Origin of the sequence: Nocardioides palaemonis, assembly GCF_018275325.1 — a bacterium.
GTDB lineage: Bacteria > Actinomycetota > Actinomycetes > Propionibacteriales > Nocardioidaceae > Nocardioides > Nocardioides palaemonis.
In genome coordinates this window covers 2,010,686-2,034,258 of record NZ_JAGVQR010000001.1, presented here as the reverse complement: position 1 = coordinate 2,034,258, position 23,573 = coordinate 2,010,686, and the positions used below count along the sequence as shown (strand labels likewise).

General features: G+C 71.9%; 25 protein-coding genes. 20 read left to right on the top strand and 5 right to left on the bottom strand.

Annotated features, from left to right (window positions below):
* Positions 1-27 precede the first annotated feature (27 nt).
* From KDN32_RS09980 to KDN32_RS09965, 4 genes are all read left to right on the top strand, one after another.
* Positions 28-1,017 carry a tRNA (adenine-N1)-methyltransferase gene (locus tag KDN32_RS09980; RefSeq protein ID WP_211731823.1) on the top strand — a complete coding sequence of 330 codons (990 nt, stop codon included), beginning with the start codon at positions 28-30 and terminating at the stop codon, positions 1,015-1,017.
* On the top strand, positions 1,014-1,565 hold the full coding sequence (locus tag KDN32_RS09975) for a GrpB family protein (RefSeq protein WP_307853909.1): 552 nt from the start codon (positions 1,014-1,016) through the stop codon (positions 1,563-1,565). The genes KDN32_RS09980 and KDN32_RS09975 overlap by 4 nt, the downstream gene beginning before the upstream one ends.
* A 69-nt stretch (positions 1,566-1,634) precedes the next feature.
* Positions 1,635-3,389, top strand: coding sequence for a proteasome ATPase (gene arc / locus KDN32_RS09970; protein ID WP_249216405.1), 1,755 nt, complete (start codon positions 1,635-1,637; stop codon positions 3,387-3,389).
* Positions 3,390-3,393: 4 nt separating this feature from the next.
* Positions 3,394-3,741 carry a hypothetical protein gene (locus KDN32_RS09965; RefSeq protein ID WP_211731822.1) on the top strand — a complete coding sequence of 116 codons (348 nt, stop codon included), beginning with the start codon at positions 3,394-3,396 and terminating at the stop codon, positions 3,739-3,741.
* Positions 3,742-3,845: 104 nt separating this feature from the next.
* On the opposite strand, the gene KDN32_RS09960 is transcribed toward KDN32_RS09965, so the two are convergent.
* The gene (locus KDN32_RS09960; RefSeq protein WP_211731821.1) at positions 3,846-4,484 is read right to left on the bottom strand and encodes a class I SAM-dependent methyltransferase; all 639 of its coding nucleotides are present in this window, start codon (positions 4,482-4,484) and stop codon (positions 3,846-3,848) included.
* Positions 4,485-4,488: 4 nt separating this feature from the next.
* Here KDN32_RS09960 and dop point away from each other — a divergent pair, with 4 nt between their 5' ends.
* From dop to prcA, 4 genes are all read left to right on the top strand, one after another.
* Positions 4,489-6,009, top strand: coding sequence for a depupylase/deamidase Dop (dop, locus tag KDN32_RS09955; protein WP_211731820.1), 1,521 nt, complete (start codon positions 4,489-4,491; stop codon positions 6,007-6,009).
* Between the two features lie 70 nt (positions 6,010-6,079).
* Positions 6,080-6,277: a ubiquitin-like protein Pup gene (locus KDN32_RS09950; RefSeq protein WP_211731819.1), complete on the top strand. Its 198-nt coding sequence runs from the start codon at positions 6,080-6,082 to the stop codon at positions 6,275-6,277.
* A 35-nt stretch (positions 6,278-6,312) separates the two neighbouring features.
* Positions 6,313-7,113, top strand: coding sequence for a proteasome subunit beta (prcB, locus tag KDN32_RS09945; protein ID WP_211732482.1), 801 nt, complete (start codon positions 6,313-6,315; stop codon positions 7,111-7,113).
* Between the two features lie 17 nt (positions 7,114-7,130).
* Positions 7,131-7,901, top strand: a complete 771-nt coding sequence (prcA, locus tag KDN32_RS09940; RefSeq protein ID WP_211731818.1) for a proteasome subunit alpha — start codon at positions 7,131-7,133, stop codon at positions 7,899-7,901.
* Here prcA and KDN32_RS09935 read toward each other — a convergent pair.
* Positions 7,898-8,308, bottom strand: a complete 411-nt coding sequence (locus KDN32_RS09935; protein ID WP_211731817.1) for a hypothetical protein — start codon at positions 8,306-8,308, stop codon at positions 7,898-7,900. The genes prcA and KDN32_RS09935 overlap by 4 nt on opposite strands.
* Positions 8,309-8,318: 10 nt before the next feature.
* Positions 8,319-8,786, bottom strand: coding sequence for a hypothetical protein (locus KDN32_RS09930; RefSeq protein WP_211731816.1), 468 nt, complete (start codon positions 8,784-8,786; stop codon positions 8,319-8,321).
* 102 nt (positions 8,787-8,888) lie between these two features.
* Between KDN32_RS09930 and pafA the strand changes: the two genes are divergently transcribed.
* The 12 genes from pafA (at position 8,889) to KDN32_RS09870 (ending at position 20,682) form a co-directional block, all read left to right on the top strand.
* Positions 8,889-10,250, top strand: a complete 1,362-nt coding sequence (pafA, locus tag KDN32_RS09925) for a Pup--protein ligase (RefSeq protein WP_211731815.1) — start codon at positions 8,889-8,891, stop codon at positions 10,248-10,250.
* 98 nt (positions 10,251-10,348) lie between these two features.
* Positions 10,349-11,320 carry an FKBP-type peptidyl-prolyl cis-trans isomerase gene (locus tag KDN32_RS23295; protein ID WP_211731814.1) on the top strand — a complete coding sequence of 324 codons (972 nt, stop codon included), beginning with the start codon at positions 10,349-10,351 and terminating at the stop codon, positions 11,318-11,320.
* Between the two features lie 16 nt (positions 11,321-11,336).
* The gene (locus tag KDN32_RS09915; RefSeq protein ID WP_211731813.1) at positions 11,337-12,311 is read left to right on the top strand and encodes a helix-turn-helix transcriptional regulator; all 975 of its coding nucleotides are present in this window, start codon (positions 11,337-11,339) and stop codon (positions 12,309-12,311) included.
* Entirely contained in the window at positions 12,308-13,297 is a 990-nt protein-coding gene (locus KDN32_RS09910) for a helix-turn-helix transcriptional regulator (protein ID WP_211731812.1), read from the top strand. The genes KDN32_RS09915 and KDN32_RS09910 overlap by 4 nt, the downstream gene beginning before the upstream one ends.
* A gap of 46 nt (positions 13,298-13,343) precedes the next feature.
* The gene (gene tatA, locus KDN32_RS22855; protein ID WP_283093496.1) at positions 13,344-13,625 is read left to right on the top strand and encodes a twin-arginine translocase TatA/TatE family subunit; all 282 of its coding nucleotides are present in this window, start codon (positions 13,344-13,346) and stop codon (positions 13,623-13,625) included.
* Complete coding sequence (tatC, locus tag KDN32_RS09900; protein ID WP_307853908.1) at positions 13,626-14,447, top strand: twin-arginine translocase subunit TatC; 822 nt, start codon at positions 13,626-13,628, stop codon at positions 14,445-14,447.
* Positions 14,448-14,460: 13 nt separating this feature from the next.
* The gene (locus tag KDN32_RS09895; RefSeq protein ID WP_211731811.1) at positions 14,461-14,853 is read left to right on the top strand and encodes a hypothetical protein; all 393 of its coding nucleotides are present in this window, start codon (positions 14,461-14,463) and stop codon (positions 14,851-14,853) included.
* Between the two features lie 22 nt (positions 14,854-14,875).
* On the top strand, positions 14,876-15,790 hold the full coding sequence (locus KDN32_RS09890; protein WP_249216404.1) for a diacylglycerol kinase: 915 nt from the start codon (positions 14,876-14,878) through the stop codon (positions 15,788-15,790).
* The gene (locus KDN32_RS09885; protein WP_211731810.1) at positions 15,787-18,600 is read left to right on the top strand and encodes a DEAD/DEAH box helicase; all 2,814 of its coding nucleotides are present in this window, start codon (positions 15,787-15,789) and stop codon (positions 18,598-18,600) included. Before KDN32_RS09890 ends, KDN32_RS09885 begins: the two co-directional genes overlap by 4 nt.
* A gap of 42 nt (positions 18,601-18,642) precedes the next feature.
* Positions 18,643-19,572, top strand: a complete 930-nt coding sequence (locus KDN32_RS09880) for a 5'-3' exonuclease (protein ID WP_307853907.1) — start codon at positions 18,643-18,645, stop codon at positions 19,570-19,572.
* A gap of 9 nt (positions 19,573-19,581) precedes the next feature.
* Positions 19,582-20,034, top strand: a complete 453-nt coding sequence (locus tag KDN32_RS09875) for an Lrp/AsnC family transcriptional regulator (protein WP_307853906.1) — start codon at positions 19,582-19,584, stop codon at positions 20,032-20,034.
* A gap of 147 nt (positions 20,035-20,181) precedes the next feature.
* Positions 20,182-20,682 (top strand): maleylpyruvate isomerase mycothiol-dependent enzyme family protein, encoded by a 501-nt coding sequence (locus tag KDN32_RS09870; protein WP_249216403.1) that lies wholly within the window; start codon positions 20,182-20,184, stop codon positions 20,680-20,682.
* Positions 20,683-20,785: 103 nt separating this feature from the next.
* Here KDN32_RS09870 and KDN32_RS09865 read toward each other — a convergent pair whose 3' ends face one another.
* Positions 20,786-21,733 (bottom strand): type IV toxin-antitoxin system AbiEi family antitoxin domain-containing protein, encoded by a 948-nt coding sequence (locus KDN32_RS09865; RefSeq protein WP_211731809.1) that lies wholly within the window; start codon positions 21,731-21,733, stop codon positions 20,786-20,788.
* 233 nt (positions 21,734-21,966) lie between these two features.
* Positions 21,967-23,433, bottom strand: a complete 1,467-nt coding sequence (locus KDN32_RS09860; protein ID WP_211731808.1) for a KamA family radical SAM protein — start codon at positions 23,431-23,433, stop codon at positions 21,967-21,969.
* Positions 23,434-23,573: the final 140 nt, after the last annotated feature.

The window sequence follows — 23,573 nt, the reverse complement described above, 5'->3', positions numbered from 1 at the left end:
GGCCCCTCGGCCACTAGGGTCTGCGCCATGTCCGAGCGCACCACCGAAGACCGGTCCGACGTCCCCGCCGAGGCGTGGTCGGGCGTCCACCGCGGCCCCCTCCGCGAGGGCGAGTGGGTGCGGCTGACCGACCAGAAGGGGCGCAAGCACAACTTCGAGCTGGTCGCCGGCAAGCGGTTCTTCTCCAACAAGGGCCACCTCGACCACGACGAGCTGATCGGTCGCGAGGAGGGCTTCACCGTCACCTCGTCGGCCGGCGGGCAGTACCTCGTCTTCCGTCCGCTGCTCAACGAGTTCGTGGTCTCGATGCCGCGCGGCGCGGCGGTCGTCTACCCCAAGGACGCCGCGCAGATCGTGGCGCTCGCCGACATCTACCCGGGCGCGCGCGTCGTCGAGGCAGGCGCCGGCTCGGGAGCGCTGACCTGCTCGCTGCTGCGGGCCGTCGGCCCCTGGGGATCGGTGACGTCGTTCGAGCTGCGCGAGGAGTTCGCCGAGGTCGCCCGCCGCAACGTGCACCAGTTCTTCTCCGCCCCCGAGGGTCAGACCCACCCGGCGTGGGACCTGCGGCTCGGCGACCTCAAGGAGGGCCTGCCCGCCCTCGGCACGCAGGTCGACCGGGTCATCCTCGACATGCTCGACCCGTGGAACTGCGTCGACGCGGTCGCCGACGCGCTGGTCCCGGGCGGCATCCTGTGCGCCTACGTCGCCACCACCACGCAGCTGTCGCGGGTCGTCGAGACCCTCCGGGCGCACGGCGGCTTCACCGAGCCGCAGCCGTGGGAGTCCCTCGTGCGCGACTGGCACGTCGAGGGTCTGGCCGTCCGCCCCGGGCACAAGATGATCGGCCACACCGCGTTCCTCGTCACTGCCCGCCGGATGGCGCCGGGGGAGCGGCCGCCGCGCAAGACCCGCCGCCCCGCCCCCGGCGCGTACGGCCCCGACTACACCGGTCCGCGTCCGGCCGACGTGCCGAGCCTCGAGGACGTGACGGCCGCGCGGGCAGACGCCGACCAGTGAGCGCCATCGAGGTCGTCGACTGGTCTCCCCGGTGGGCGGAGCAGTTCGGGGCGGTCGCCGCCGTCCTGCATGACGCCCTCGCCGACGTGGCGTCGGCGCGCGTGGAGCACGTCGGCTCGACGTCGGTCCCGGGGCTGGCGGCCAAGCCGATCCTCGACGTCGACGTGGTGGTCGACGCCGCCGACGCGTCCGCTGCCGTGGCCGCCCTCGAGTCGGTCGGCTACGTCCACCGGGGCGACCTCGGGGTGGCGGGACGCGAGGCGTTCCACGCGCCCGACGACGACCCGCGGCGCCACGTGTACGTCTGCACCGACGGCACCGCCAACGTCCGCAACCACCTCGCGGTCCGCGACGTGCTGCGACGCGACCCGGACCTGCGCGAGGCGTACGGCTCGGTCAAGCGCGCCCTCGCGGCCGATCCCGACATGGACATCGACACCTACCTGGCCGGCAAGTCGGCCGTCCTCCAGCAGGTGCTGGAGGCGTCCGGTGCCTTCAGCGAGGCCGAGCTCGCGGCGATCCGTCGGCTCAACGACCCGATTGGCTGACCAACACTCCGAGATATCGCCGTCGGTCCCTCCGGTTGGTGGGTAGTGTCACTGGACAGGAGGTGCGAGATGACCGAGATGTCCGAGCCCACCCGAGAGCAGCTGGCCACCCAGGTGCGCTACCTGGAGGCCGAGGTCTCCGACCTGCGCCGCCGTCTCGACGACGCGCCCGGCCAGGCCCGCGGCCTCGAGCACCGGCTCGACGAGGCGCAGCGCTCGCTGGCCGCGGTGTCGAGCCAGAACGAGCGGCTCGCGCAGACCCTGCGCGACGCCCGCGACCAGATCACCACGCTCAAGGAGGAGGTCGACCGGCTGGCGCAGCCGCCGGCGGGCTTCGGCACCTTCCTGACGCGCAACGACGACGACTCCGTCGACGTCTTCACGGGCGGTCGCAAGCTGCGGGTCAGCGTCAGCCCGGCCGTCGACCTCGACGGGCTCGTGCGCGGCCAGGAGGTCATGCTCAACGAGGCGCTCAACGTCGTCGCCGCGCTCGACTTCGAGCAGGTCGGCGAGGTCGTGATGCTCAAGGAGATCCTGGCCGACGGCGAGCGCGCGCTCGTGATCGCCAACGCCGACGAGGAGCGGGTCGTGCGGCTCGCGGAGCCGTTGCGCGCCGAGGACGTCACGATCCGGGCCGGCGACTCGCTGCTGCTCGACACGCGTGCCGGCTACGTCTACGAGGTCGTCCCGAAGTCCGAGGTCGAGGAGCTCGTCCTCGAGGAGGTCCCCGACATCGAGTACGGCTCGATCGGCGGCCTCACCGCGCAGATCGACGCGATCCGCGACGCGGTCGAGCTGCCCTACCTCTATCCCGACCTGTTCACCGACCACGAGCTCAAGCCGCCCAAGGGCGTGCTGCTCTACGGCCCGCCCGGTTGCGGCAAGACGCTGATCGCCAAGGCCGTCGCGAACTCGCTGGCCAAGAAGGTCGCCGAGCGCACCGGCGCGTCGGGGAAGTCGTACTTCCTCAACATCAAGGGCCCCGAGCTGCTCAACAAGTACGTCGGCGAGACCGAGCGCCACATCCGCCTGGTCTTCCAGCGGGCGCGGGAGAAGGCGTCGCTCGGCACGCCGGTCATCGTGTTCTTCGACGAGATGGACTCGCTCTTCCGCACCCGCGGCTCGGGCGTGTCCTCCGACGTGGAGAACACGATCGTCCCGCAGCTGCTCAGCGAGATCGACGGCGTCGAGGCGCTGGAGAACGTCCTGGTGATCGGCGCCTCCAACCGTGAGGACATGATCGACCCGGCCATCCTGCGTCCCGGGCGGCTCGACGTGAAGATCAAGATCGAGCGTCCCGACGCCGAGTCGGCGCGCGACATCTTCTCCAAGTACCTCACCCCGACGCTGCCGCTGCACGCCGACGACCTCGCCGAGTTCCACGACGACCGCGCGGCGACGGTCAACGCGATGATCCGTGCCACCGTCGAGCGGATGTACACCGAGTCGGAGGAGAACCGCTTCCTCGAGGTGACCTACGCCAACGGCGACAAGGAGGTCCTCTACTTCAAGGACTTCAACTCCGGCGCGATGATCCAGAACATCGTCGACCGCGCCAAGAAGATGGCGATCAAGGACTACCTCGACAGCGACCTCAACCCCGCCCAGCGGGGGCTGCGGGTCCAGCACATGCTCCAGGCGTGCGTCGACGAGTTCAAGGAGAACGAGGACCTCCCCAACACCACCAACCCGGACGACTGGGCGCGGATCTCGGGCAAGAAGGGCGAGCGGATCGTGTTCATCCGCACGCTCATCACCGGCAAGCAGGGCACCGAGCCGGGGCGGTCCATCGACACGGTCGCCAACACCGGCCAGTACCTGTGACGTGATGGAGCGCGAGGAGGGTCTCGGCCACGGCGACATCGAGGCCGCCCTCGCGACCCGGCGCGAGCTCGGCGCCCGCTACGACGCCGAGCTCGTGGACGGGTTCGCCGAGCGCATCGAGCGGGCCGTCGACCGTCGGGTCGCGGACCAGGTGGCGCTCCAGCAGCGACGCGCGGCGGCGGTCGCCGGCGGCGGCGCCCGCCAGCTGGCCCTCGGCATCGTGTCGCTGGTGGCCTTCATCCCGATCAGCATCGTGCTCGGCGTCAACGACCAGTTCCTGGCACTGCTGGTGACGCTCGCCGGCATCGTCGCGGTCAACGTCGCCCACGCCTGGCAGTCGCGCGGGCGCTGAGCGCGCCACCCCGGAGGAGGGGGTGCGCAGGGGGCCGGCGCACTAGGTTGACCGGATGAAGACCATCCTCATCATCGTCGTCGTCGTGCTGGTCGTGCTGTTCCTCATGGGGTTCCTGCGGCGCGGGCGCTGAGCCTGGTCACGTGGACCCAGGGCCGCGAGACGGCCGGGCCGGGGAGGTAGTCCTGCACGACCTCCTCGACCGTCCACCCGGCCTCGCGGACCATCGCCGGCACGTCCCGCGTGAGGTGGCAGCCGCCGGCGACGGCGCGCTGCACCGGCTCCAGGCGGCGCTGCCAGCGGCGTACGTCCTCGTCGGGCGCGCTGCCGTGCTCCAGCACGTGCAGCCGTCCGCCAGGTCGCACCACCCGCCGCGCCTCGCGCAGCGCGAGGACCGGGTCGGGGATCGTGCAGAGGCTGAAGGTCACCAGCGCGCCGTCGTGGGAGTCGTCGGGGAGGTCGAGCGCCTGCCCGTCCAGCCCGGCGCGCTCGACCGGCACCGTCGAGCGCTCGCGGCGTCGCTGCGAGAGCTGCCACCCGAGGTCGGACGGCTCGATCGCGGTCACCGCGGTGACCTCAGGCGGCCACCACCGCACGTTCAGCCCGCTGCCGAAGCCGATCTCGAGCACCCGACCGGCGAGCCCCGCACACGTCAGCCCGCGCAGCTCGCCGACCTCGTGGCCGCGCAGGCTCGCGTCGGTCAGGCGGGGCACCACGCGTTCGTCCCACAGCCGTAGGCTCATGACCATGAGCGTACGACGCGTGATGGGCACGGAGGTCGAGTACGGCATCTCGGTGCAGGGGCAGCCGACCGCCAACCCGATGGTCGCCTCGTCCCAGGTCGTCAACGCCTACGCCAGCTCCACGGTGCGCGCCCGTCGGGCCCGCTGGGACTTCGAGGAGGAGTCGCCGCTGCGCGACGCCCGCGGCTTCGACATGGCCCGGCAGGTGGCCGACCCCAGCCAGCTGACCGACGAGGACCTCGGCCTGGCCAACGTGATCCTCGCCAACGGCGCACGGCTCTACGTCGACCACGCCCACCCCGAGTACTCCTCCCCCGAGGTGACCTCGCCGCTCGACGTGGTGCGCTGGGAGAAGGCGGGGGAGCAGGTCATGCTCGACGCGTCCCGGATGGCCGGGCAGGTCCCGGGTGCGGCGCCGATCCTGCTCTACAAGAACAACACCGACAACAAGGGCGCCTCCTACGGTGCCCACGAGAACTACCTGATGCGGCGCTCGACGCCGTTCGCGGAGATCGTCCGGCACCTCACGCCGTTCTTCGTCTCGCGCCAGGTCGTCACCGGTGCTGGGCGGGTGGGCATCGGCCAGGACGGCCGCGACACGACCCCCGAGCGCGGGTTCCAGCTCAGCCAGCGCGCCGACTACTTCGAGGTCGAGGTCGGCCTGGAGACGACGCTCAAGCGCCCGATCATCAACACCCGCGACGAGCCGCACGCCGACCCGGCCGTCTACCGCCGCCTGCACGTGATCATCGGCGACGCGAACCTCGCCGAGACCTCGATCTACCTCAAGTCCGGCACGACCGCGTTGGTGCTCGCGATGATCGAGGACGGCTTCATCGGCACCGACCTGTCGGTCGAGGGGGCGGTGCGGGCGCTGCGCGACGTCTCCCACGACCCGACGCTGACGCACCTGGTCGCGCTGCGCGACGGACGCCGGCTGACCGCGGTCCAGCTCCAGATGGAGTACCTCGACCTGGCCCGCAAGTACGTCGAGGACCGCTACGGCGCCGACGCCGACGACCAGACCCGCGACGTCCTCCAGCGCTGGGAGTCGGTGCTGACCCGGCTCGAGCGCGACCCGATGGAGTGCGCCACCGAGCTCGACTGGGTGGCCAAGCTCAAGCTGCTCGAGCAGTACCGCGACCGCGACGGGCTGGCATGGGACGACGCCAAGCTGCACCTCATCGACCTGCAGTACGCCGACGTGCGGCCCGACAAGGGGCTCTACCACCGCCTCGCCGCCTCGGGCCGCATCGAGCGGCTGCTCGACGACGCCGCCGTGGAGGCGGCGATGCACGAGCCGCCGTCGGACACCCGCGCGTACTTCCGCGGCCGGTGCCTGGAGAAGTACGCCGACTCGGTGGCCGCGGCGTCGTGGGACTCGGTGATCTTCGACCTCCCGGGACGCGAGTCGCTGCAGCGGGTGCCGACCCTGGACCCGCTGCGCGGCACCCGCGCCCACGTCGGGGAGCTGATCGACCGCAGCGCGACCGCCCAGGAGCTGGTCGCGGCGATCACCCGCTGAGGCGCGCGACGCGCCGTCCGCCCACGGTGAACGCGCTTGTGGCGTCGGTGGGAGTGGATAGGGTCGAGCCATGGCCCAGGAGCAGAAGCAGCCGCGCAGGTCCTCGCAGGAGGAGACCTCGACCGAGGAGGTCGTGGAGACGGACGTCGCCGAGCGCAAGGAGATGATCGACGAGGACGTGGACGCGATCCTCGACGAGATCGACGAGGTGCTCGAGACCAACGCGGAGGACTTCGTGAAGTCCTTCATCCAGAAGGGCGGCCAGTGAGCCGCACCGGCGACCCGCGCCTGCCCACCTCGTTCATGGCGCCGGGCACGTCGAGCTTCGCCGACTTCCTCGGCGCCGAGGCGCCCGACCTCCTGCCCGGACGGCGTGCCGTCCCCGCCGGTGACGCGGGCGACCTCGCGCCGCACGGCACCACCATCGTCGCCGCGACCTTCGCCGGCGGCGTCGTGATGGCCGGCGACCGGCGCGCGACGATGGGCAACATCATCGCCCAGCGCGACATCCAGAAGGTCTTCCCGGCCGACGAGTTCTCCGTCGTCGGCATCGCCGGCACCGCGGGCCTCGCGGTCGAGATGGTCCGGCTGTTCCAGACCGAGCTCGAGCACTACGAGAAGATCGAGGGCAGCACGCTGTCGATGGACGGCAAGGCCAACCGGCTCGCCGCCCTCATCCGCGGCAACCTCGGCCTCGCCATGCAGGGCCTCGCCGTGGTGCCGCTGTTCGCCGGCTACGACCTCGTCGCCGACCAGGGCCGGATCTTCAGCTACGACGTCACCGGCGGCCGCTACGAGGAGACCGCGTTCCACTCGGTCGGCTCCGGGTCGCTGTTCGCCCGCGGCTCGCTGAAGAAGCTCTACCGCGACGACCTCGACGAGACCGGGGCCGTCACCGCGGTCATCCAGGCGCTCTACGACGCCGCCGACGACGACTCCGCCACCGGCGGGCCCGACATCACCCGGCGGATCTTCCCGGTCGTGCACGTGATCACCCCGGCCGGCGGCCGACGGATGCCTGACTCGGAGGTCTCGGTCATCGCCGACGCGATGCTCGCCTCCCGGATGCAGCGCCCCGACGGTCCCGCCGCCTCCCTGACCTGAGCCAGGAGCCCCTTCGCATGAGCATGCCCTTCTACGTCTCGCCCGAGCAGCTGATGAAGGACCGGGCCGACTTCGCCCGCAAGGGCATCGCCCGCGGCCGGTCGGTCGTGGCGATCCACTACGCCGACGGCGTCCTGTTCGTCTCCGAGAACCCCTCGCAGGCGCTGCACAAGGTGAGCGAGATCTATGACCGGATCGCCTTCGCCGCGGTCGGGCGCTACAACGAGTTCGAGAACCTGCGCATCGCCGGCGTCCGGCTCGCCGACATGCGGGGCTACGCCTACGACCGGCGCGACGTCACCGGGCGCGGGCTCGCCAACGCCTACGCCCAGACCCTCGGCACGATCTTCTCCTCCGGCGGCGAGAAGCCCTACGAGGTCGAGATCTTCGTCGCCGAGATCGGCGACAACGAGGCCGACGACCAGATCTACCGCCTCACCTACGACGGCCAGGTCGCCGACGAGCACGGGTTCGCGGTCATGGGCGGCGCGGCGGACGTCGTCGCCGGTCACCTCCGCGAGCACTACCAGGGCGGCGCGTCGCTCGAGGACGCGCTGCGCCTCGCGGTGGCCGCCCTCGGCCACAGCGAGACCGACGACCGGGTGATCCCGGTCGAGGACCTCGAGGTCGCCGTGCTCGACCGCACCCGCACCCAGCCCCGCAAGTTCCTGCGGCTGCGCGAGTCGCGTCTCGCCGAGATCCTGGGCGAGCGGGGAGCGGCCGCGTCGGAGGCGCCCGAGGCACCTGGTGCGCCGGTGGCACCGCCGGTGGAGCCCGGTCAGGGCTAGCGCAGGTTGAGCCCCGGCCACTGCTGCGTCGGCGTCGTGGGGATCCCGCTGAGCCGGCGCCGGTAGCGCACGGACGGGGCGAACTCCTCGAGCGCGCCCCACAGCCGCTGGTGGGCCGCCCACGGCAGCGGCCCGGTGGGACGCACGTTGCCGTCCGGCCCGAACTCGTGCCAGGCGTCGCCGAACCCGATCCACACCGGCGTCCACCCGGCCGCGTCGTCCCACTCGCCCCGGCGCTGCTCGACCAGCCGCCGCCTCAGCTGGAACTCGAGGCGGGGACCGTCGAGGACCACCGGGGCCGTGCGGACCGGCCACAGCCACAGGTCGTCGGTCATCACCCGCAGCTCGAGGTCGGTCACCACCGCCGGGTCGGCGAGGACCGTCGCGACGAGGTGGCGGGCTCCCATGGCCCCACGCTCACCCGCGGGCGTCGGGCCCGTCAAGGGTGGTGTCCTCGGGCGCGGGACGCTCGGGGCGGGTCGCTGCCCGGCGCTCGGCCACGCTCATCGCGAGCGAGATGCCGGCGGCACCCACCCCCATCCACAGCCGCGGGCGGCGTACGCCCCGTGCGGCCAGCCGGCGCTCGACCCACGCGTCGGCGCCCTGCCCGCCGCGGCTGACGGCAGTCGTCAGCAGTCCCAGCGCCCCGGCGAGGCCGGCCAGCGTGGCGATGGGCACCGGCTCGGCCTGCGGGTCCCGGCGGCGCACCCGCCCTCCGACCAGCGCCCCGGTGGCCGCCAGCGCGCCGAATCCGCCGTGCATGCTCCACTGCGCCCGCCGGCTCCAGCGGTGGGCGGGGAGCCACGCGGTGATCGCACCGGTGGCGGCGGCCGTGGCCAGGTCGGTGAGGTCAGGGGTCCGAGACGTGCGGGTCGGGGCGGTCATGCCGACAACCTTGGCAGCCCGGACAACCCGGACGGCGCGCCCGGGACGCGATTTCGCCTCGGTTCCGGCGGCAGACGTGGTGTGCGGACCTAGGGTGGGGTCATGGACCGTCGGATCTTCGGGATCGAGAACGAGTACGGCGTCACGTGCACGTTCAAGGGCCAGCGCCGCCTGAGCCCCGACGAGGTCGCGCGCTACCTGTTCCGCAAGGTCGTCAGCTGGGGCCGCTCGTCGAACGTGTTCCTGCGCAACGGCGCCCGGCTCTACCTCGACGTGGGCAGCCACCCGGAGTACGCCACGCCCGAGTGCGACGACGTCGTCGAGCTGGTCACCCACGACAAGGCGGGGGAGCGGATCCTCGAGGGGCTGCTGCTCGACGCCGAGAACCGCCTCCACGAGGAGGGGATCGCCGGCGACATCTACCTGTTCAAGAACAACACCGACTCGGCCGGCAACTCCTACGGCTGCCACGAGAACTACCTCGTGGGCCGGGCGGGGGAGTTCAGCCGCCTCGCCGACATCCTCATCCCGTTCCTCGTGACGCGGCAGATCGTGGTGGGCGCCGGCAAGGTGGTGATGACCCCGCGGGGCGCGTCCTACAGCGTGAGCCAGCGTGCCGAGCACATCTGGGAGGGCGTCAGCAGCGCCACCACCCGCAGCCGGCCGATCATCAACACCCGCGACGAGCCGCACGCCGACGCCGAGCGGTTCCGGCGCCTGCACGTCATCGTCGGCGACTCCAACATGAGCGAGACCACGACGATGCTCAAGGTCGCCTCGTGCGACCTGGTGCTGCGGATGATCGAGGAGGGCGTGGTGATGCGCGACCTCACGATGGAGAACCCGATCCGCGCCATCCGGGAGATCAGCCATGACCCGAGCGGGCGCCGCAAGGTCCGCCTGGCCAACGGGCGGGAGGCGAGCGCGCTGGAGATCCAGGCGGAGTACCTCTCCAAGGCGCGCGACTTCGTCGACCGGCGCCAGATCTCCACGCCGACGATCGAGCGCGCGCTCGACCTGTGGGAGCGCGGCCTGAAGGCGGTCGAGTCCGACGACCTCGGGCTGGTGGACCGCGAGATCGACTGGGTGATCAAGCTCAAGCTGATCGAGCGCTACCGCGCCAAGCACGGGCTGTCCCTCGGGGACGCCCGGATCGCCCAGCTCGACCTCGCCTACCACGACATCCACCGCGGTCGCGGCCTCTACTACCTGCTCGAGAAGCGGGGCGCGGTGGCGCGGGTGACCAGCGACCTCAAGGTCTTCGAGGCCAAGAGCGTCCCGCCCCAGGACACCCGGGCCCGCCTGCGCGGCGAGTTCATCCGCAAGGCCCAGGAGCGCCGCCGCGACTTCACCGTGGACTGGGTCCACCTCAAGCTCAACGACCAGGCCCAGCGCACCGTGCTGTGCAAGGACCCGTTCAAGGCCTACGACGAGCGCGTGCAGCGGCTGATCGACGGGATGTGACCCCGGTCGTCCCCCGAACCGGAGTGTCCGCCCGCGTGCTGGGCCGTGCTGGATAGGGTGACCCGGCAACTCTGTGACGACTGATGAGGTTTGGACCCGTGACCCGTGTACGTTCCGCCGCGCTCGGCGGCCTGCTCTCCCTCAGCCTGGTCGGACTCGCCGCGTGCGGGTCGTCCTCCAGCGACAGCGAGGAGGGCGGCAAGTCCCTGAGCTCGGTCACCATCGAGGGCAAGCAGGGCGTGGAGCCGAAGGTCACCTTCGACGGCCGCCTCGACGGCTCCGACGAGGAGACCGAGGTCCTCGTCGAGGGTGACGGCGACACCGTGGAGGACGGCCAGACGGTCGAGGCCAACTGGTGGATCGGCAACGGCTTCACCGAGGAGGAGGCGCAGAGCACCTACACCAAGGACGCCGACGCCACCCAGTCGGTCGAGCTCACGAAGGACGTGCTTCCCTTCCTGCGCGACGCGATGATCGGCAACCAGGTCGGCGACCGGGTGGTCGTGCTGACCTCGGCGGACCAGGCCTACGGCGAGGCGGGCAACCCGTCCATCGGCATCGGCAACAAGGACTCCGTGCTGGTCGTCGTCGACATCATGGGCGCCAAGGAGACCGTGCCCCCGGTGCCGCCGCTCGACGGCCCGCAGGGCGAGGACAAGAAGCCCGCCGGCTGGGCGCCGACCCTCATCGAGAAGGACGGCGTGATCACCGGCCTCGACTTCACCGACGCCCACCAGCCGAGCGGCAAGCTCATCGCGACCACGCTCGTCAAGGGTGACGGCGCGAAGGTGAAGAGCGGGCAGACCATCACCGTCGACTACCTCGGCCAGGTCTACGACGCCAAGGCGCCGTTCGACGAGTCCTACACCAAGGAGCCCGCCGAGTTCCCGATCGGCGTCGGCTCGGTCATCAAGGGGTGGGACGAGCGCCTCGTCGGCCGCACGGTCGGCTCGCGGGTGATCCTCGAGATCCCGCCAGCCGACGGCTACGGCGCGACGGGCAACGAGGGCGCCGGGATCAAGGGCACCGACACGCTGTTCTTCGTCGTCGACATCCTCGGCGTGAAGTGACCCGGAGCTGACCCGGATGGCGCAGCCCAGGGCCGAACGGCTGATGAACCTGCACATCCTGCTGCTGGGTGCGAAGCGGTTCGTCGGCAAGGACGTGATCCGTGCGGCGTGCTATCCCGAGCACGCCCACGGGCCGGCCGGCGACGAGGCGTTCGAGCGCGCCTTCGAGCGGGACAAGGACGCGCTGCGCCAGATCGGTGCCGTGATCGAGGTCGGGAGCGCGGACGCGTTCTTCGACGACGAGATCGGCTACCGCATCCCGACCGAGCAGACCTCGCTGCCCGAGATCCGCTTCGAGTCCGACGAGGCGGCCGTGCTCGGCCTGGCCGCGCAGGTGTGGCAGCAGGCGACCCTGGCCAAGGCCACCGGTCGGGCGCTGGCCAAGCTCAAGGGACAGGGCGTCGAGATCGACCCGAGCCGGCTCGAGGTCGTCGCCCCCTCGATCAGCGCCGACGAGCCGGCCTTCGAGCCGCTCTGGGACGCCATCGGCAAGCGGCGCCAGGTCGCCTTCCCCTACCAGCGCGCCGACGAGACCGAGCCGACCAACCGACGCTTCCAGCCGTGGGGGCTCGCGCGCTCCTCGGGCCGCTGGTACGTCGTGGGGCACGACGTCGACCGGGGCGCCGAGCGCGTCTTCCGGCTCTCCCGGATCGTGGGCCCGGTCCGGGCCACCGGCAAGTCGGGCGCCTACACCGTGCCGCCGGGGACCGACGTACGGGCGATGGCCCGCCGCCTCTCGCGGACCTTCCCCACGGTCCGCGCGGACCTGAGGGTGCGGCAGGGGACCGGCGTGGGGCTCCGGCGTCGCGCGGAGGCCGTCGCGGCCCTCGCCGACCGCCCGGGCTGGGACGCCGTCACGGTCGAGGGCCCGGTCCACGAGCTCGCCGACGAGGTGCTCACCTACGGCGCGGACGTGGTCGTCGACGCACCGGAGGCGCTGCGCGACGAGGTCGTGTCCCGCCTCCGCTCGATCGTGGAGGGTGCCCGATGAGCACGCAGGGCGACACCGCCCCCGACCAGGTCGCGCGACTGCTGGCGATGGTGCCCTACCTCCTCGCTCGCGGGGAGGTACGCCTCGACGACGCCGCGGCCCACTTCGGCACCGACGCCGAGCAGGTCGAGCGCGACCTGCGGCTGCTGTTCATGACCGGCCTGTCCCCGGGGCTCCCGGGCGACCTGATCGAGGTCGACCTCGAGGCGCTCGAGGGCGACCGGGTCATCCGCGTCGACAACGCCGACTACCTCGCACGACCCGTGCGGTTCTCCCCGGCAGAGGCGACGGCTCTGGTGGTGGCGCTGCGCACGATGGCCGACTCGGCACCCGAGGGCGCTGCCGACGTGATCGCGCGCACGCTCGCCAAGCTCGAGGCGGCCGCCGGCGCGGAGGGCGAGGACCTGCTGCGCCTGCACGTCACGCCGACGCCGCTGGAGGCCAGCGCCGTCGTGCCGGTGCTCCGCTCGGCGATCGCCCACGGGCACCAGGTCGAGATCACCTACCACGTGCCCTCGCGCGACCAGGAGTCCGTCCGGGTCGTCGACCCGCGCGGCATCGCCCGGGTGGAGGACCTGCTCTACCTCGACGCGTGGTGCCACACCGCGCAGGGCGACCGCGCGTTCCGCGTGGACCGCATCCTCGCCGCGACCGAGCTGGACACCGACGTCGCCGACAAGGGGGCGCGCCCGCGCGACCTGACCGGCGGCTGGTTCACCGACGCGGAGACCACCACCGTGACCCTGAGGCTGGCCCCGCCGGCGCGGTGGGTCGTGGAGTACTACCAGGTCACCGACCAGCGCCCCGGTCCCGACGGCACGATCGACGTCGACCTCGAGGTCGCCAGCGAGCAGTGGGCCCAGGCGCTGCTGTTCCGGCTGGCGCCCCACGGCACCCTCCTCGCCCCCGCCGCGTGGGTCGAGACGTTCGCCGACCAGGCCCGGGCGGCGCTCAGGCTCTATCAGGACGACGGCGTAGACTCGTAGGGGTCCTCGACGGACCGCCCCCAACCCCAATGACGGAGTGACTTCCATGATCAACCCGATGATCGGCATGCCGCAGGGTGCGGAGTGGCTGGTGATCCTCGCCATCGTCGTGCTCGTGTTCGGTGCTGCCAAGCTGCCCGAGCTCGCCCGCAGCTCGGGTCAGGCGCTCAAGATCTTCAAGTCCGAGACCAAGGGCCTGCGCGACGACGACGACGCGCAGAAGCTCGAGGCCGAGCGCGAGATCCAGGCGCGCAACGCCCAGGCCGACGCGCACGACGAGACCTCGGGCGAGGTGCTCCGCGAGCGCCGCGACGACACCACTGCCTGAGTGAGGCTCGGAGGCCTCGTCGGCCTGTTCAGGGGAGGCCCGCGCCACGCCGTCGGGCCGGACGGTCGGATGGCGTTGTCCGACCACTTCCGCGAGTTCCGCGCGCGCCTGCTGCGCTGCCTGCTCGCGTTCACGGTCGCCTTCGCGGTGGCGCTGGTGTTCCGCCACGTCCTGCTCGACACCGTCTTCGGCCCCTACGAGGACGCCCAGCGCAAGCTCGCTGACGGCGTCACCGAGGCCACCACCAGCGGCGCCGGCGCCGGTCTGACGCTGTGGCTCAAGCTCGCCGGCTTCGCCGCCGTCGTCGTCACGGCTCCCTACTGGCTCTACCAGATCTGGGCGTTCGTGCTCCCCGGGCTCTACGCCCAGGAGCGCAAGATGACGCGCATCTTCGTCGCGATCGCCGGTCCGCTGTTCCTCGTCGGGGTCGCACTTGGCTACTTCACGCTGCCGGTCGCGCTCGAGGTGCTGATCGGGTTCAACCCCGACGGGGTCACCAACCTGATCGACTTCAACGACTACCTGCAGTTCTTCACCCGCACGCTGCTGGTCTTCGGCCTCGCGTTCAACATCCCGGTCTTCGTGGTGCTGCTCAACTTCGCGGGCGTGGTCAAGGGCAGGCAGCTCGCCGCCTACCGCCCCTGGATCGTGATCGGCACGTTCGTCTTCGCCGCGGCGGCCACGCCGTCGACCGACCCGTTCTCGATGTGCCTGATGGCCGTGCCGATGATGCTGCTCTTCTTCGCCTCCGAGGTCATCGCCCGGCTCAACGACCGCCGGCGTGCGCGCGCACGCGCCGCCACCCTCGCCGGGGGCGTCTGACAGGGTTGGCTCCATGCACGCCACCATCGACCACGTCGACCCGTTCGACCTGCCGGAGTGGCTCGGGACCGCCGACGTCGTCTGGCGCTCCGACGAGGGGCTCGCGACGGGTCACCTGGTCGCCGGTCGGCTGACCGCCGTCGGCGAGACCGACCTGGTGTGCGACCTGCTCGCGGTCGACGACGCGTACCCCGAGCCCGTGGTCGACGCCGACACCCGGACGGCGGTGCACCAGGCCTGGCGCCACGGCCAGGTCGTCGTGGGCGAGGTCGGCGGCCGAATGGTGCTGGCCGTGCCCGGCACGCGCTTCGACCCCGACCTGGTCCTCGACGCCCTCGGACGCCTCGCCCGGTCGGTGGGCGCACACGTCGGCAGCTACGCCGCCCTCCTGCGCCTCGGCGGCTAGCACCGGGGATAGGGTCGCGCTCATGCACGACCCGACAGCGCCCGGACCCGTGCGCGGGCGCGAGATCGCGCTGCTGACCAACCCCACCGCCGGCAAGGGTCGCGGTGCCCGTCACCGCGACGCGGCGCTCGCCCGGCTGCGCGAGAGCGGATTCGTCGTGCGCAACCTCGCGGGCCGCGACGCCGACGAGGCGGCCGACCTCGCCCGCGGCTGCGTCGCCGACGGCGTCGAGGCGCTCGTGGTGTGCGGAGGCGACGGCCTCGTGCACCTGGGCGTGCAGGCCGTGGCCGGGACCGGGGTCCCGCTGGGGCTGATCCCCGCCGGCACCGGCAACGACGTCGCCCGCTACCTCGACCTCCCGCGCACCGACCCGGTCGCCGCAGCAGACCGGGTGGTGGCCTCCCGCCGCCGCACGATCGACCTGGCCCGCAGCGGGGACCGCTGGTTCGTGACTGTGCTCGCGGCCGGGTTCGACGCCATCGTCAACGAGCGCGCCAACGCCATGACCTGGCCGCGCGGGCAGATGCGCTACAACCTCGCCACCCTCGCGGAGCTGCGCACGTTCCGCCCGATCCCGTACGTCCTCGAGCTCGACCGCGGGTCCGGGCCCGAGAGCGTCGAGCACGAGGCGATGCTGGTGGCGGTCGGCAACGGTCCGTCGTTCGGCGGCGGGCTGCGGATCACCGAGGGCGCCTTGCTCGACGACGGCATGCTCGACGTCGTGGTGATCACCCGGATGTCCAAGACCAAGCTGGTGCGGTCCTACCCGCGCCTGTTCACCGGCCGCATCGACGGCGTGGAGGAGTACGTGCACCACCGCGTGAAGCGCGTGACCGTCGCCGCGCCCGGGATCGTGTCCTACGCCGACGGCGAGCGCTTCGGGCCGCTGCCGCTGACCGTCGAGTGCGTGCCCGGCGCGCTGGAGGTGATCGCATGAGCACCGGCACCCCGGACGACGAGCAGCTCAGCCCCGCCGAGCGCTACGCCGCCTTCCGCCGCGACAAGCCGTACCCGATGCTCAAGGACTTCGCCGGGCTCTACGGCTTCGCGCTGGACGACTTCCAGGTGCGGGCCTGCCAGGAGATCGAGGACGGGCGCGGCGTGCTGGTCGCCGCGCCGACCGGCTCCGGCAAGACGATCGTCGGCGAGTTCGCCATCCACCTCGCGCTCCAGACCGGACGCAAGGCGTTCTACACGACCCCGATCAAGGCGCTGTCGAACCAGAAGTACCACGACCTGGTCAAGCGCTACGGCTCCGAGAACGTCGGCCTGCTGACCGGCGACAACGTCGTCAACAGCGAGGCGCCGGTGGTCGTGATGACCACCGAGGTGCTGCGCAACATGCTCTACGCCGGCTCCCGCACGCTGCTCGGCCTCGGCTACGTCGTGATGGACGAGGTGCACTACCTCGCCGACCGGATGCGCGGCGCGGTCTGGGAGGAGGTCATCATCCACCTCCCGGAGTCGGTGACCCTCGTGTCGCTGTCGGCCACCGTGTCCAACGCCGAGGAGTTCGGCGAGTGGCTGGCCACCGTGCGCGGCGAGACCACCACCATCCTGGAGGAGAAGCGGCCGGTGCCGCTGTTCCAGCACGTGATGGTCGGCCGGCGCCTGCTCGACCTGTTCGCCTCCTCCGACGTCGACGCCAGCGCCGGGTTCGTGAAGGAGGGCGCGCCGGTCAACGACGAGCTCACCCGGATCGCCCGCGACGACTGGGCCAGCTCGCGGCTGATGCGCGACCGCCGCTCCCCACGCAAGGGCAAGCCGGGCTCGTCGAAGAACCCCCGCGCGGTCGGCAACGGCCGGCGGGTCTGGATCCCGACCCGCGTCGACGTCGTCGAGCGGCTCGACCGCGAGGGGCTGCTGCCGGCCATCGTGTTCATCTTCAGCCGGGCCGGCTGCGACGCGGCCGTGACCCAGCTGGTGCAGGCCAACACCCGCCTCACCACCGCCGCGGAGCGCGACGAGATCTTCGCGCGGGTGGAGGAGGCGTCGCGCACCCTGCCGGAGGAGGACCTGCACGTCCTCGGCTACCACGAGTTCCTCGACGGGCTGACCCGCGGCATCGCCGCCCACCACGCAGGGCTGCTGCCGGCGTTCAAGCAGGTGGTCGAGGAGCTGTTCCAGGACGGTCTGGTCAAGGTCGTCTTCGCCACCGAGACCCTCGCCCTCGGCATCAACATGCCCGCGCGCACCGTGGTGATCGAGAAGCTGTCGAAGTGGAACGGCGAGACGCACGCCGACCTCACCCCGGGGGAGTACACCCAGCTGACCGGGCGCGCGGGGCGTCGCGGCCTCGACATCGAGGGCCACGGCGTCGTGCTCTACCAGCCCGGCATGAACCCCCGCGAGGTCGCCGGCCTCGCGTCGACCCGGACCTACCCGCTCCGCTCGTCGTTCCGGCCGTCCTACAACATGGCGGTCAACCTCGTGCACCAGTTCGGACGGGCGCGCTCGCGCGAGCTGCTCGAGCAGTCGTTCGCGCAGTTCCAGGCCGACAAGGCCGTCGTCGGCCTCGCGCGTCAGGTCCACAAGGCCGAGGAGGCGCTCGACGGCTACCGCGAGGCCGCCACCTGCCACGTCGGCGACTTCATGGAGTACGCCGCGATGCGCCGGAAGATCTCCGACCTCGAGAAGGGCGCCGCCCGCGAGCGGCGCCAGGACCGCCGTGGCGAGGCCGCCGCGTCGCTCGGCCGGCTGCGCCCCGGCGACGTGATCCGGGTCCCTGCCGGCAAGTTCAGCGGGCTGGCGGTCGTCATCGACCCGGGCGCGTCAGGCGACGAGCCGCGCCCCTACGTCGTCACGGCCGACCGCCAGGCCCGGCGGCTGGCGATGATGGACTTCCCGGTGCCGGTCGAGTCGATCGGCCGGCTGCGGATCCCCAAGTCGTTCAACGGGCGCAACCCCGGTCAGCGGCGCGAGCTCGCCAACGCACTGCGTGCCCGGGCCGACTCGTTCGACGCGCCCGGCCCGCGCCGCGAGAAGCAGCGTGACTCCTTCAGCGACACCCCCACCGACCGCGAGATCGGCCGGCTGCGGGCGGACCTCAAGGCGCACCCGTGCCACCAGTGCCCCGAGCGCGAGGACCACGCCCGCTGGGCCGAGCGCTACTTCAAGCTCGAGCGCGACACCGAGACGCTCAAGCGCCGCGTGGAGAACCGCACCAACACCGTCGCGAGGACCTTCGACCGCGTGTGCGACGTGCTGACCGCGCTCGACTACCTCGAGGGCGACACGGTCACCGAGAAGGGCGTCCACCTGCGACGCATCTACACCGACATGGATCTCGTGGCGGCCGAGGCGATCCGGGCCGGGCTCCTCGACGACCTCGCACCGTCCGAGCTCGCGGCCGTCCTGTCCGCCCTGGTGTTCGAGGCGCGGCGCGCCGACGACGCGTCCTCGCCGAAGCTGCCGGGCGGCCAGGTGCGTCCCGTGCTCGGCGAGCTGGTCCGGCTGTGGGGCCAGCTGGACGCCCTCGAGCGCGACCACAAGCTCGACTTCCTGCGTGAGCCCGACGTGGGCTTCGCGTGGGCGGCGTGGCGCTGGGCCGAGGGCGACGACCTCGACGACGTGCTGATGGCGACCGGCCTGTCGGCCGGCGACTTCGTCCGCTGGATGAAGCAGCTGCTCGACCTGTGCGGCCAGGTGGCCGACGCGGCCGGCGAGGCGCCGCTGCGGAACACGGCCCGGGCCACGGCGAAGGCGCTCAAGCGCGGCGTGATCGCCTACAGCGTGCTGGCCGAGTGAGCCGTCGGTGAGCCGTGGGTGGGCTGTGGCAGGCTCACCCGCGTGACCGACCGCCTGCTGCTGCTCGACACCGCGTCCCTCTACTTCCGCGCGTTCTTCGGCGTGCCCGACTCGGTGAAGGCGCCCGACGGCACCCCGGTCAACGCCGTGCGCGGGCTGATGGACTTCATCAGCCGGCTGGTGGGGGAGTACGACCCGACCCACCTCGCCTGCTGCTGGGACGAGGACTGGCGCCCGCAGTGGCGCGTCGACCTGATCCCGTCCTACAAGGCGCACCGCGTGGTCCGGGAGGTCCCGGGCCCCCGCCCGGACGTCGAGGAGGTGCCCGACCCGCTGCAGGCGCAGGTGCCGGTCATCCTCGACGTGCTGGCCGCCTACGGCATCCCCGTCGTCGGCCACGCCGAGATGGAGGCCGACGACGTCATCGGGACCCTCGCCACCGACGCCGGGATGCCGGTCGACATCGTCACGGGCGACCGCGACCTGTTCCAGCTCGTCGACGACGAGGCGGGCGTCCGGGTGCTCTACGTCGCGCGCGGCGTCAGCAAGCACGAGCGCGTCGACAACGCGTGGGTGCGGGCGAAGTACGGCGTGGACGCCGCCCACTACGCCGACCTGGCCACGCTGCGCGGCGACACCTCCGACGGCCTGCCGGGCGTGGCAGGTGTGGGTGACAAGACGGCGGCGACGCTGATCAACCGCTTCGGCGACGTCGACGCGATCGTCGCCGCGGCCGCCGACCCCGACTCCGACATGGGCCCGGGACCGCGCGGCAAGATCAAGGCAGCCGTCGACTACCTCGACGTCGCGCCGGAGGTGGTCGCCGTGCGCCGCGACCTCGACCTCGGGTCGCCCGACCTCACCCGCCCACGTACGCCGGCCGACCACGACGCGCTGCTCGCGCTCGACGAGCGCTGGGGCCTCGGCTCGTCTGCCGTGCGCCTCGTGGAGGCCCTCTCCGGATCGCACTAGGGTGTGGCTGTGAGCACATCGGAGGTCGAGTCCAAGGACCGGCAGATCCTCGCCCTGCTGGCGACCGACGGGCGGATGTCGTTCACCGACCTCGGCAAGGCCACCGACCTCTCGACGTCCGCGGTCCACCAGCGGGTCAAGCGGCTCGAGCAGCGCGGCCTGATCAAGGGCTACGGCGCGACCGTCGACCACGACCAGCTCGGCCGGCCGCTCACGGCGTTCATCTCGATCACCCCGATCGACCCCTCGCAGCCCGACGACTACCCGGACCGGCTGGTCGGCATCCAGGAGATCGAGTCGTGCTGGTCGGTGGCGGGGGAGGAGTCCTACATCCTGAAGATCCGGGTGGCGACCCCCCGCGACCTCGAGGACCTGCTGGCCCGGATCCGCGGGGCCGCGAGCGTGTCGACGCGCACCACGATCGTGCTCTCCACGCCCTACGAGAACCGCCCGCTGGACTAGGAGTCGCCATGGCCGACCTGCACGCACTCACGCGGGCGGAGCGGCTCGCGCTCGTCGACACGCTGGCCGGGCTCACGGATGCGCAGTGGGACGCCCCCTCGCTCTGCGCGGGATGGCGCGGTCGACGTCGCGGCCCACCTCGCGTGGATGCCGGTCCTCGGTCCGTCCGGCGCCCTGTCCGCGATGGCCCGCCACCGCTTCTCGGTGAACCGGATGATCGCCGGCACGGCGGTCGACTGGTCGACCCGCGGGACGGAGGCGATCCTCGACCAGCTCCGCGACAACGGCGCGACGGCCGCACGGCCGTTCGGGATGCCGCCCGTCGCCGCGCTCGCCGACGCGGTGGTCCACGCGATCGACGTACGACGCCCGCTCGGCCTCGCCCACGACGTCCCGCCCGACGCGCTCGCCTCGGTGGCGGGGTTCGCCCTCGCCACCCCCGGCCCGCTCGCCGGCGTGATCGGCGGCAGCGCCCGGCGTCGCGTGTCCGGCGTGCGGCTGGTCGTCCCCGACGCCGACTGGTCGTGGGGCTCCGGCCCCGACGTGACCCTCTCCGTCGAGGCGGCCCTGCGCCTGGTCTACCACCGCCCCGTCACCGCTGACGAGCTCGCCGGCCCCGGTGCCGCCGTCCTCGAGCCCCGCCTCTGATCCGGGGGAGGCCGGGGCCCTTTCAGCGATCCCCGGCTGACCGGGGATCGCTGAACTTGTCAGGGCATGCACGGCCTGACACGTTCAGCGAGAGCCTGACCGATCAGGCGGCAGTGGCGCGGAACAGCGCCCGTACCCGCCCCGCGACCTCGTCGGCGCGGTAGAGGTCGGCCCAGGTGATGCGTACGCAGCGCCAGCCGGTCAGCTCGCAGATGCGCGACTCGCGCTGCTTCTCGCGCAGCACGCAGTCGACGACCGACTCACCCTCGCGGCGGTGCCTCAGGTACTTCTCCTTGCCGTCGAACTCGAGGAACACCCCGAGCGTCGGCCAGGCGAGGTCAACGCGAGCGATCTCGACGCCGCGCTCGTCGAGGATGGGGTAGTTCGGGATCGGCGCGGGCAGGTGCTGCGCCCAGCACAGATGGCGGGCGCGCGTCTCGCCGACCGACTCCGAGCGCGCGTCGACGAGACGGAGCACGAGGTCGGTGGTGAGGCTGTCCGGCCAGTGCGTCATCGACTCGTAGCGCGTGCGGAGGTCCGCCACCGTCGTGAAGCCCTGGTGGAGCAGGTGGTCGATCTCGACCATCGCGTGCTCGACGTCGAGGACCAGCGTGAGCTCGAGCGCGGTGCGCTCGGCACTCATCACCTTCAGCCCGTTGCGCTCGACCACGTCGCCCTCCATCAGCAGACCGCGGTGCTGACGGATGCCCGCCTCGGCGCGCCCGGCTCGCCGGTCGGGACGGGTCAGGTGGACCAGCGACAGGTCGCACTCCCACAGCGGGGCGTCGTACTCGCCGGCCGAGCTCGTGTGGCTGAGCACCACCTCGGTGTTGGCCTGCCGGACCGCGGCGCGGCACAGCACGGCGTACCTCTGGTTGGCCGTGAGTGACGCCCAGCCGTCCCCGAAGACGTACGCGCCACGACGCACGCGTACCCAGGCGCCGCTGCGGACGAGGGCGACGATGGCGTGGTCGTGGTAGCCGGCGGCCAGCGCCTCCTTCCGGAGGAAGACTCCGTGCTCGGCGACGAGGGCTCTCAGGTGTGCGTCCATGGGCACACGGTGGCGCGTGGACCGAGTGCTCGCGACCGAGATCGCCGCGGGCTGTGGACGGTGCCGTCCGAAGGGCGCCTGTGGACACCGAGCGGCCCGTACGGTGAGCGGACGTCTCGAGACTTCGGTCAGGCTTTCGCTGAACTTGTCAGGGGTTGCACGGCCTGACAAGTTCAGCGATCCCCGGCTGACCGGGGATCGCTGAAAGGAGGCCCGGGAGACCCCGGAAACCCTCAGTACGCCTGGAGCGCGGCGGTGCGGCGCGAGGCCTCGGCCATCTCGGCGGCCTTGAGGGAGGCCTCGTCGAGGCGACCGTGCTGCTCCCACCACTGCTGGCCCGACTCGGGCAGCGTGTGGATCGGGTCGTAGTACTCGTAGAAGCGCGACAGGGCCTCGGCGTCGTCTGCCTCGATGGACGTGCGGTAGTTCTTCGTCCAGTAGGAGATGCCGTGCTCGGTGTCGTAGTCGGCGTTCTGGTGCACCCAGCGCTTGCCGACGAACGGCACGTCGCACACGATGCGCGGCGTCGCGAAGCCCGGGAGGTAGCCCATGATGTGGTGCTGGAGGCGCTGGGCGTCGGCCAGCGAGACCCGCCAGTGCTCCGAGAACGGGATCATGTCGCACATGTAGAAGTAGTAGGGCATGATCTGCGCGCCGTCGAGCAGGCGGAAGCACAGGTCGAGCAGCGCGTGCGGGTCGGCGTTGACGCCGTTGAGCAGCACGCCCTGGTTGCGCACGTCGCGCAGGCCGGCGTCGAGCATCGCCCGCGCTGCCTCGGCGACCACCGGGGTCACGGAGTTCGCGTGGTTGGCGTGGGTGTGCATCGCCAGCGAGACGCCGCGCGAGCGGGCGACCGCGGCGACCCGGCCGACGCCCTCGACGACGTCGGGCTGCAGCCAGTGCTGGGGGAGGCCGATGAGGGCCTTGGTGGCGAGGCGGATGTCGCGGATGTTCTCGACCTCCATCACCGACATGAGGAACGCCTCGAGGCGGGGCCACGGCATGTTGGCCACGTCGCCGCCGGACACCACGACGTCGCGCACCGACGGCGTGCGGCGCAGGTAGTCGAGCATGTCGCCGAGGCGGTCGTTGGGCTTGCCGGCGAACTTGAGCTTGTCGATGACGACCGTGGAGTTGCCGACGAGGTCCATGCGGGTGCAGTGGCCGCAGTACTGCGGGCAGGTCGGCAGCAGCTCGGCGAGCACCTTGGTCGGGTAGCGGTGGGTGAGCCCCTCGGTCGCCCACATGTCGTGCTCGTGGAGCGAGTCGCGCGCCGCGTGCGGGTGCGAGGGCCAGTCGGTGCGGCGGTCGCTGAAGACGGGGATCATGTAGTGGCGCACCGGGTCGGCGTAGAACGCCTCGGTGAGCGAGCCGGCGCCGGCGGGCGTCACGGCCGGCACCATCGTGTTCATCATCTGCGGCGGCACGAGCATCGACATCGTGGCGCGCTCGGCCTGGTCACGCTCGAGGTCGGCGTAGAACCGCTCGTCGAGCAGGTCGCCCATCAGCTCGCGCAGCTGCTTGACGTTCTTGATGCAGTGGGCGCGCTGCCACTGGACCGAGGCCCAGTCGGCGGCGGTCACGTCGGCCCAGCCCGGGAACCGGGTCCAGTCGGGCTCGACCAGCTCGACCCGCTGGTAGGGGTAGGGCTGGCCGGTGTCGAGTGCCTGGCCGGGGGCGCTGGCGGTCTCGATGCTCATGAGATCTCCTTGAAGCGGGCTGACGGCGTGCCGGTTGTATGGGCGGCGCCACATCTGGGAGAGTACGCGGAGAAAGTGCGGTGCGTCCAATGCCACGCCGCAATATTTCCGGCCTGACAGCGCAGAACGAGAAGGATGAC

Excerpts from the sequence above, each read along its gene's own strand:
- arc (WP_249216405.1), top strand. The coding sequence starts at position 1,635 with ATGACCGAGATGTCCGAGCCCACCCGAGAGCAGCTGGCCACCCAGGTG.
- pafA (WP_211731815.1), top strand. The coding sequence starts at position 8,889 with ATGGACCGTCGGATCTTCGGGATCGAGAACGAGTACGGCGTCACGTGC.
- KDN32_RS09950 (WP_211731819.1), top strand. The coding sequence starts at position 6,080 with ATGGCCCAGGAGCAGAAGCAGCCGCGCAGGTCCTCGCAGGAGGAGACC.
- tatA (WP_283093496.1), top strand. The coding sequence starts at position 13,344 with ATGATCAACCCGATGATCGGCATGCCGCAGGGTGCGGAGTGGCTGGTG.
- prcA (WP_211731818.1), top strand. The coding sequence starts at position 7,131 with ATGAGCATGCCCTTCTACGTCTCGCCCGAGCAGCTGATGAAGGACCGG.
- KDN32_RS09965 (WP_211731822.1), top strand. The coding sequence starts at position 3,394 with ATGGAGCGCGAGGAGGGTCTCGGCCACGGCGACATCGAGGCCGCCCTC.
- KDN32_RS09885 (WP_211731810.1), top strand. The coding sequence starts at position 15,787 with ATGAGCACCGGCACCCCGGACGACGAGCAGCTCAGCCCCGCCGAGCGC.
- KDN32_RS09860 (WP_211731808.1), bottom strand. The coding sequence starts at position 23,433 with ATGAGCATCGAGACCGCCAGCGCCCCCGGCCAGGCACTCGACACCGGC.
- KDN32_RS09915 (WP_211731813.1), top strand. The coding sequence starts at position 11,337 with ATGGCGCAGCCCAGGGCCGAACGGCTGATGAACCTGCACATCCTGCTG.
- KDN32_RS09870 (WP_249216403.1), top strand. The coding sequence starts at position 20,182 with ATGCCGGTCCTCGGTCCGTCCGGCGCCCTGTCCGCGATGGCCCGCCAC.
- KDN32_RS09890 (WP_249216404.1), top strand. The coding sequence starts at position 14,876 with ATGCACGACCCGACAGCGCCCGGACCCGTGCGCGGGCGCGAGATCGCG.
- KDN32_RS09980 (WP_211731823.1), top strand. The coding sequence starts at position 28 with ATGTCCGAGCGCACCACCGAAGACCGGTCCGACGTCCCCGCCGAGGCG.
- KDN32_RS09960 (WP_211731821.1), bottom strand. The coding sequence starts at position 4,484 with ATGAGCCTACGGCTGTGGGACGAACGCGTGGTGCCCCGCCTGACCGAC.
- KDN32_RS09935 (WP_211731817.1), bottom strand. The coding sequence starts at position 8,308 with ATGGGAGCCCGCCACCTCGTCGCGACGGTCCTCGCCGACCCGGCGGTG.
- KDN32_RS09910 (WP_211731812.1), top strand. The coding sequence starts at position 12,308 with ATGAGCACGCAGGGCGACACCGCCCCCGACCAGGTCGCGCGACTGCTG.
- dop (WP_211731820.1), top strand. The coding sequence starts at position 4,489 with ATGAGCGTACGACGCGTGATGGGCACGGAGGTCGAGTACGGCATCTCG.
- KDN32_RS09930 (WP_211731816.1), bottom strand. The coding sequence starts at position 8,786 with ATGACCGCCCCGACCCGCACGTCTCGGACCCCTGACCTCACCGACCTG.
- KDN32_RS09895 (WP_211731811.1), top strand. The coding sequence starts at position 14,461 with ATGCACGCCACCATCGACCACGTCGACCCGTTCGACCTGCCGGAGTGG.
- prcB (WP_211732482.1), top strand. The coding sequence starts at position 6,313 with ATGGCGCCGGGCACGTCGAGCTTCGCCGACTTCCTCGGCGCCGAGGCG.
- KDN32_RS09865 (WP_211731809.1), bottom strand. The coding sequence starts at position 21,733 with ATGGACGCACACCTGAGAGCCCTCGTCGCCGAGCACGGAGTCTTCCTC.